The sequence below is a fragment of the Pseudomonas sp. PDM13 genome (assembly GCF_025685765.1).
Lineage (GTDB): Bacteria > Pseudomonadota > Gammaproteobacteria > Pseudomonadales > Pseudomonadaceae > Metapseudomonas > Metapseudomonas solani.
In genome coordinates, this window is record NZ_JAOTQU010000037.1 from 51,232 (window position 1) to 58,304 (window position 7,073).

5 protein-coding genes are annotated in these 7,073 nt (G+C 67.4%); 4 read left to right on the top strand and 1 reads right to left on the bottom strand.

The annotated features are described in order from the left end of the window. Positions 1-19: 19 nt before the first annotated feature. The gene (gene pgi, locus OEJ36_RS28215) at positions 20-1,684 is read left to right on the top strand and encodes a glucose-6-phosphate isomerase (RefSeq protein WP_263404326.1); all 1,665 of its coding nucleotides are present in this window, start codon (positions 20-22) and stop codon (positions 1,682-1,684) included. Between the two features lie 56 nt (positions 1,685-1,740). On the opposite strand, the gene OEJ36_RS28220 is transcribed toward pgi, so the two are convergent. After that, on the bottom strand, positions 1,741-2,730 hold the full coding sequence (locus OEJ36_RS28220) for a GlxA family transcriptional regulator (RefSeq protein ID WP_263404327.1): 990 nt from the start codon (positions 2,728-2,730) through the stop codon (positions 1,741-1,743). Between the two features lie 113 nt (positions 2,731-2,843). On the opposite strand from OEJ36_RS28220, the gene OEJ36_RS28225 reads away from it, so the two are divergent. The 3 genes from OEJ36_RS28225 (at position 2,844) to OEJ36_RS28235 (ending at position 6,931) form a co-directional block, all read left to right on the top strand. Continuing rightward, positions 2,844-3,929 carry a DJ-1/PfpI family protein gene (locus OEJ36_RS28225; RefSeq protein ID WP_263404328.1) on the top strand — a complete coding sequence of 362 codons (1,086 nt, stop codon included), beginning with the start codon at positions 2,844-2,846 and terminating at the stop codon, positions 3,927-3,929. Between the two features lie 111 nt (positions 3,930-4,040). Continuing rightward, positions 4,041-5,978, top strand: coding sequence for an acetate--CoA ligase (gene acs, locus OEJ36_RS28230; RefSeq protein ID WP_263404329.1), 1,938 nt, complete (start codon positions 4,041-4,043; stop codon positions 5,976-5,978). A gap of 77 nt (positions 5,979-6,055) precedes the next feature. Continuing rightward, the gene (locus OEJ36_RS28235; protein WP_263404330.1) at positions 6,056-6,931 is read left to right on the top strand and encodes an oxygenase MpaB family protein; all 876 of its coding nucleotides are present in this window, start codon (positions 6,056-6,058) and stop codon (positions 6,929-6,931) included. The last annotated feature ends 142 nt before the right edge of the window (positions 6,932-7,073 follow it).

The window sequence follows — 7,073 nt, forward strand, 5'->3', positions numbered from 1 at the left end:
GATTGCTTGAAGGCACGCCATGAACCACCACCTGACTCCGCTCGACGTAACCCAACTGCCCAGCTGGGGCGCGCTGTCCGCGCACCGTGAGGAGCTGGCCGGTTTCAAGATGCGCCAGGCCTTCCAGGATGACGCCGAGCGCTTCAAGCGCTTCACCCTCAGCGCCTGCGGCCTGCTGCTGGACTTCTCCAAGAACCTGATCCGCGACGACACCCTGGCCCTGCTGGTGAAGCTGGCGGAAGAAGCGCAGCTCAGCGAAGCGATCAAGGCGATGTTCCGTGGCGAGGTGATCAACGCCTCCGAACAGCGCCCGGTGCTGCACACCGCACTGCGCCGCCCCATCGGCGACAAGGTGCGGGTGGACGGCACCGACGTGATGCCCGAGGTGCACCGCGTGCTGCACCAGATGACCGAGTTGGTGGGCTACGTGCACAACGGCCTGTGGCGCGGTTACACCGAGAAGCCCATCACCGACGTGGTGAACATCGGCATCGGCGGCTCCTTCCTCGGCCCGCAACTGGTTTCCGAAGCCCTGCTGCCCTTCGCCCAGAAAGGCGTGCGCTGCCACTACCTGGCCAACATCGACGGCAGCGAGTTCCGCGAGCTGGCCTGCAAGCTCAACGCCGAAACCACCCTGTTCATCGTCTCCAGCAAGTCCTTCGGCACCCTGGAAACCCTGAAGAACGCCCAGGCCGCCCGCGCCTGGTACCTGGCCCAGGGCGGCAGCGAGGAAGAGCTCTACCGCCACTTCATCGCCGTTTCCAGCAACAAGGAAGCGGCCATGGCCTTCGGCATCCGTGAAGAGAACATCTTCCCCATGTGGGACTGGGTGGGAGGCCGCTACTCGCTGTGGTCGGCCATCGGCCTGCCCATCGCCATGTCCATCGGCATCTCCAACTTCAAGGAGCTGCTGTCCGGCGCCTACAGCATGGACCAGCACTTCCAGACCACGCCCTTCGAGCGCAACATCCCGGTGATCCTCGGCCTGCTGGGCGTCTGGTACAGCGACTTCTGGGGCGCTCGCAGCCACGCGATCCTGCCCTACGACTACTACCTGCGTAACTTCACCGACCACCTGCAGCAGTTGGACATGGAGTCCAACGGCAAGAGCGTGCGCCAGGACGGCAGCCCGGTCACCGCCGGTACCGGCCCGGTGATCTGGGGCGGCGTCGGCTGCAACGGCCAGCACGCCTACCACCAGTTGCTGCACCAGGGCACCCACCTGATTCCGGCCGACTTCATCGTCCCGGTTTCCAGCTACAACCCGGTGGCCGACCACCACCAATGGCTGTTCGCCAACTGCCTGTCCCAGAGCCAGGCGATGATGCTCGGTAAATCCCGCGAGGAAGCCGAGAGCGAGCTGCGCGCCAAAGGCCTGCCCGAGGCCGAGGTGCAGCGCCTGGCACCGCACAAGGCGATCCCCGGCAACCGCCCCAGCAACACCCTGGTGATGGAGCGCATCAGCCCTCGTCGCCTGGGCGCGCTGATCGCCATGTACGAGCACAAGGTCTATGTGCAGAGCGTGCTCTGGGGCATCAACGCCTTCGACCAGTGGGGCGTCGAACTGGGCAAGGAGCTGGGCAAGGGCGTCTACTCGCGCATCGTCGGCAGCGAGGAAACCCCTGCCGAGGACGGCTCCACCCAGGGCCTGATCGACTTCTTCCGCGGCCGTCACCGCGGCTGATGCAGCTGCCGCACCCGCCCCGAGTGCGGCACTCCCCGGCCAGGTACCCGCCGCTGCTAGCGGCAGAAACGCTGGCGGTACTCGCTCGGCGTCACCCCCAACTCCAGCACGAACGCCCTTCTCAGGTTGTACTCGCTTATGAAGCCGGTGCGTTGTGCCGTGCGCTTGAGCGAGGCCGCCCCCGCCTCCAGCAACCGACAGGCCGCCTCCAGGCGCATCTGGAACAACAGCCGCGCAGGGCCCATGTCCAGTTCCTCCTTGCAGCGTCGATGCAGGGTACGGGGCGACACCGCCAGCGCCGCCGCCATCGCCTCGATGTCCAGGTCCTCCTGCAGGTGCTCCCGCAGCCAGGCCGATAGTTGCTCCACCAACCCGCCCACCGGCGCCTGCTGAGCCAGCAACTCGGCACTGAACTGGCGCTGCCCGCCAGGGCGCCGCAGGTACATCACCAGCCCCTTGGCCACCTGCAGCGAAACACCACGCCCCAGGTCCTCCTCCACCAGACTCAGGCACAGGTCGATGCCCGCGGTAACACCCGCGGAGCTGTAGAAGGCCCCGTCACGCACGAATAGCGCGTCCTCCAGAACCCGCACCGTCGGAAACAGCCGTTGCAAAAGCGCTGCGTAGCGCCAGTGGGTGACCACCTGGCGCCCATCAAGCAACCCCGCGCGCGCCAGCAGAAAGGCGCCGGTGCAGACCGAACAGCAACGCCGCGCAACCTGCGCCACCTCGGCCAGCCAGCGCACCAGCACCTCCGCCCCCATGGCCCGCTGCACGCCATGGCCGCCGGCCACCAGCAAGGTGCAGCCCACGAGCTCGGAGGGTGGCGGCAGCGCCTCGGCCTGCAACTGCAACCCGGTGGACGACGCCACCAGCCCCGCCTCAGGCGCCACCGTGCGCAAGCGATAAGGCGCCGCACGGCCGCCCGGCAGGTGCTCGCCGACGGCAGCGAACACATCCGCCGGGCCACTGGCGTCGAGCAACTGGAAATCGGCGAAGACCAGCAAGACGACGAGATGGGGCGGCGATTCGGGGGCTACGGGCATGGGACACCTGGCAGGCATTCACGAGGATTGGCGGAGTTTCATCCATCACTGTCATTCGCGCCAGAGCAGCCCGATGGACACTCCAGGCAACCCGACCGCCAAGGAGCCCTCGCATGTCCCGCCTAGCCGCCCTGCTGCTCGCCTGCCTCTTCTTCTGCCATCCCCTGCCCCTGCGGGCCGACGAAGCGTCCGAGCGCCTGCCCGCCTACCAGCAGCGCTTCGAGCGCGAACGGCCGCTGGTGGCGGTGATCGGAGAAAACCGCATGACGGAACTGGTCGATTACGTTCTTCCCTATGGGCTGCTGAAGCGCTCGGGCGTCGCCGAGGTCGTCGCGCTTTCCACCCGGCCGGGGCCGATGCAGATGATGCCGGCGCTGCGCCTGCTGGCCGAGGCCGATATCGACGGCTTCGACCGCCGCCACCCCGAAGGCGCCGACTACATCGTCGTGCCCGCCGTCCACCACAGCGACGACCCGCAGTTGCTGCGCTGGGTCCGCCAGCAAGCCGCCAAGGGCGCGACCGTCGTCGGTATCTGCGACGGCGCCCTGGTGCTCGGCGAAGCCGGCCTGCTGGAGGGGCGTCGCGCCACCGGCCACTGGTACTCCCGGCGCCAGCGGGAGGACGACTTTCCCGGCACCCGCTGGGTGAGCGATCGCCGCTACCTGGCCGACGGCAAGGTGATCACCACGGCCGGCGTCAGCGCCGCGATGCCTGTCTCCATCGCCCTGGTGGAAGCCATCGCCGGCACCGTCCGGGCACAGGCGCTGGCCACAGGCATCGGCCTGGCGGACTGGTCGCCCAGGCACGACGGCGATGCCTTCGCCCTTGGCACCGACGGCTACCTGGCCGCCGCCGGCAATCTGCTGTCGTTCTGGCACCACGAGGAGCTGGGGCTGGAGGTGCGACAAGGCGAAGACGAACTGGCCCTGGCCCTGCGTGCAGACGCCTGGTCACGCACCTTCCGCTCCGAGGTCCTGGCACTGGCGGCGGATGCAGCCCCCATCCGCACGGCAAGCGGCCTGGTCCTGCTGCCGGAGCCCATTGCCGCGCACCCGGGTATCACGCTCCTGCAGCCCACCGACGCACCACTGGCCAGCCTCTTCGACCAGACCCTGGGCGCCATCGCCGGGCGCTACGGCCAAGCTACTGCCGCACTGGTGGCAGCCCAGCTCGAGTACACCCCTGCGCTGAACGAATAACCTTGGGGCGGGCTCAAACGCCTGTGCAAAGCCGGCGGGCACTTGAACCGAGCAACTGCTTGGGTGCACCCTAGCCGGCATTGCGGCAACACAAAAACAAGGACCCGCCTCATGTACGAAATCAGCCTTCACGCCGTGCCCGAGGACGTGCGCAAGCGCGCCTTCCTGGATAACGATGCCTACCTGCGCCTGTACCAGCAGTCGGTGGATAACCCCGAAGAGTTCTGGAGCGAGCAGGCCACCACCTTCCTCGACTGGTTCCAGCCCTGGGACCAGCTGCACAGCAGCGACCTGCGCCAGGGCCAGGCCGAATGGTTCAAGGGCGGCAAGCTCAACGTCAGCTACAACTGCATCGACCGCCACCTGGAAAAACGCGGCGAGCAGGTCGCCATCATCTGGGAAGGCGACAACCCGGCCGAGTCCGCGCAGATCACCTACCGCAAGCTGCACCAGCACGTCTGCCGCCTGGCCAACGTGCTCAAGGATCGCGGCGTGAAGAAGGGCGACCGGGTGTGCATCTACATGCCGATGATCCCCGAGGCGGCCTACGCCATGCTCGCCTGCTCGCGCATCGGTGCCGTGCATTCGGTGGTGTTCGGCGGCTTCTCCCCCGATGCCCTGCGTGACCGCATCCTCGACGCCGACTGCCGTGCCGTGATCACCGCCGACGAAGGCGTGCGTGGCGGCAAATACGTGCCCCTCAAGCAGAACGTCGACAAGGCGCTGAAGGACTGCCCCGATGTCTCCACCGTTGTCGTGGTCGAGCGCACCCAGGGCGAAGTCGCCTGGGTCGAAGGCCGCGACATCTGGTACCACGAGGCCCTGCGCGGCGCTTCGGATGAATGCGTACCGGAGTGGATGGACGCCGAGGACCCGCTGTTCATCCTCTACACCTCTGGCTCCACCGGCAAACCCAAGGGCGTGCTGCACACCACCGGCGGCTACCTGCTGGGCGCGGCAATGACCCACAAGTACGTCTTCGACTACCACGAGGGCGATATCTACTGGTGCACCGCCGACGTGGGCTGGGTCACCGGCCACAGCTACATCGTCTACGGCCCCCTGGCCAACGCCGCCACCACCCTGATGTTCGAGGGTGTGCCCAGCTACCCCGATGCCTCGCGCTTCTGGCAGGTAATCGACAAGCACCAGGTCAACATCTTCTACACCGCGCCCACCGCCCTGCGCGCGCTGATGCGTGAAGGCGACGCCGCCGTGCGCAGCACCTCGCGCGCCAGCCTGCGCCTGCTCGGTAGCGTCGGCGAGCCGATCAACCCGGAAGCCTGGGAGTGGTATTTCAACGTCGTCGGCGAAAAGCGCTGCCCCATCGTCGACACCTGGTGGCAGACCGAGACCGGCAGCATCCTTATCACCCCGCTGCCCGGCGCCACGGCGCTGAAACCCGGCTCGGCCACCCGCCCCTTCTTCGGCGTGCAACCAGTGCTGCTGGACGAACAGGGCAAGGAGATCGAAGGCGCCGGCTCCGGCGTGCTGGCGATCAAGGCCAGCTGGCCGAGCCAGATCCGCAGCGTCTACGGCGACCACAAGCGGATGATCGAGACCTACTTCTCCGCCTACCCCGGCTACTACTTCACCGGCGACGGCGCGCGTCGCGACGAGGACGGCTACTACTGGATCACCGGCCGCGTGGACGACGTGATCAACGTCTCCGGGCACCGCATCGGCACCGCCGAAGTAGAGAGCGCCCTGGTGCTGCACGACGACGTGGCCGAGGCGGCGGTGGTCGGCTACCCGCACGATGTGAAGGGCCAGGGCATCTATGCCTTCGTCACCACCATGAAAGGCGTGGAGCCCAGCGATGAGCTGAAGAAAGAACTGCTGGCTCTGGTCGGCAAGGAAATCGGCAGCTTCGCCAAGCCCGAGCTGATGCAGTGGGCACCCGGCCTGCCGAAGACCCGTTCGGGCAAGATCATGCGCCGCATCCTGCGCAAGATCGCCTGCAACGAGCTGGACAGCCTGGGCGACACCTCCACCCTGGCCGACCCCTCGGTGGTCGAGAGCCTTATCGACAAGCGCTTGAACCAGTAGATAAAGCTTGAAGCTGGGAGCTGGAAGCCGGAAGAATCACCGGGCGCCAGCTCCCGGCCTGCCTCGAACACCTGACGATGGACCTTATCCGCAACCGCATCGAAAGCCAGATCCTCAGCCTCACCGGGGCCTCACTCGGGCAGATCGACCTGGACGGCCCCAAGGGCGACCCCGGCCTGTTCGGCCCGGAGTCCATGCCCTGGAAGGTCCACGGCGACTTCACCTCGATGATGATCGGCGGCATCAGCGCCCTGCTGTTGCAGATGCTGCACCCCCTCGCCCTGGCTGGCGTGTGGGACCACTCCAATTTCCGCCAGGACATGCTCGGCCGCCTGCGCCGCACCAGCCTGTTCATTTCCGGCACCACCTACGGCAACCGCCACGACGCGGAATGGCTGATCGACAAGGTGCGCACCATTCACCTGCAAGTGGTCGGCAACGCGCCGGATGGGCGCCCCTATGCGGCCAGCGACCCGGACCTGCTCACCTGGGTGCATGTCGCCGAGGTCAGCAGCTTCCTCGGCGCCTACCTCCGCCACCTCGATCCGCAGATGCCCGGTGCCGACCAGGACCGCTACTACGCGGAAATCGCCCTGGTGGCCGAACGCCTTGGCGCCCGTAACGTGCCCAAATCGCGCCAGGCCGTCGCCGGCTACCTGGAGGCTATGCGCCCGCAGATGCTTTGCGACGAGCGCACTCTCGAGGTGGTGCGCCTGCTGCGCGATGCCCCCGCGCCCAGCGCCCTGGCGAAGCCCTTCGGCAACCTGATGATGCAGGCCGGCATCGAGCTGCTGCCCACCTGGGCCCTGGCCATGCTTGGCCTGCGCCTGCCTGACTGGCAGCGCCCGTTGATCCGCGCCGGCGTGCAGCGCACCGCACCGATGCTGCGCTGGGCCCTGCGCAACGGCGCCTCCGTCCGCGCCCGCCGGCGCATGGGGCTGCCCACTCGCTGAGTGGCTGGCCGGTCACACGGGCCTGTGCGACCATCGGCCACTTTCCGGTCACAGCCTGAACCGGCAACCCGATCCGAGGACAGAAACCATGCAAGACGTCGTCATAGTCGCCGCTACCCGCACCGCCGTCGGCAGCTTCCAG

Bases quoted from the DNA above. Each gene is read 5' to 3' on its own strand.
- pgi (WP_263404326.1), top strand. From the start codon at position 20: ATGAACCACCACCTGACTCCGCTCGACGTAACCCAACTGCCCAGCTGG.
- OEJ36_RS28220 (WP_263404327.1), bottom strand. From the start codon at position 2,730: ATGCCCGTAGCCCCCGAATCGCCGCCCCATCTCGTCGTCTTGCTGGTC.
- OEJ36_RS28225 (WP_263404328.1), top strand. From the start codon at position 2,844: ATGTCCCGCCTAGCCGCCCTGCTGCTCGCCTGCCTCTTCTTCTGCCAT.
- acs (WP_263404329.1), top strand. From the start codon at position 4,041: ATGTACGAAATCAGCCTTCACGCCGTGCCCGAGGACGTGCGCAAGCGC.
- OEJ36_RS28235 (WP_263404330.1), top strand. From the start codon at position 6,056: ATGGACCTTATCCGCAACCGCATCGAAAGCCAGATCCTCAGCCTCACC.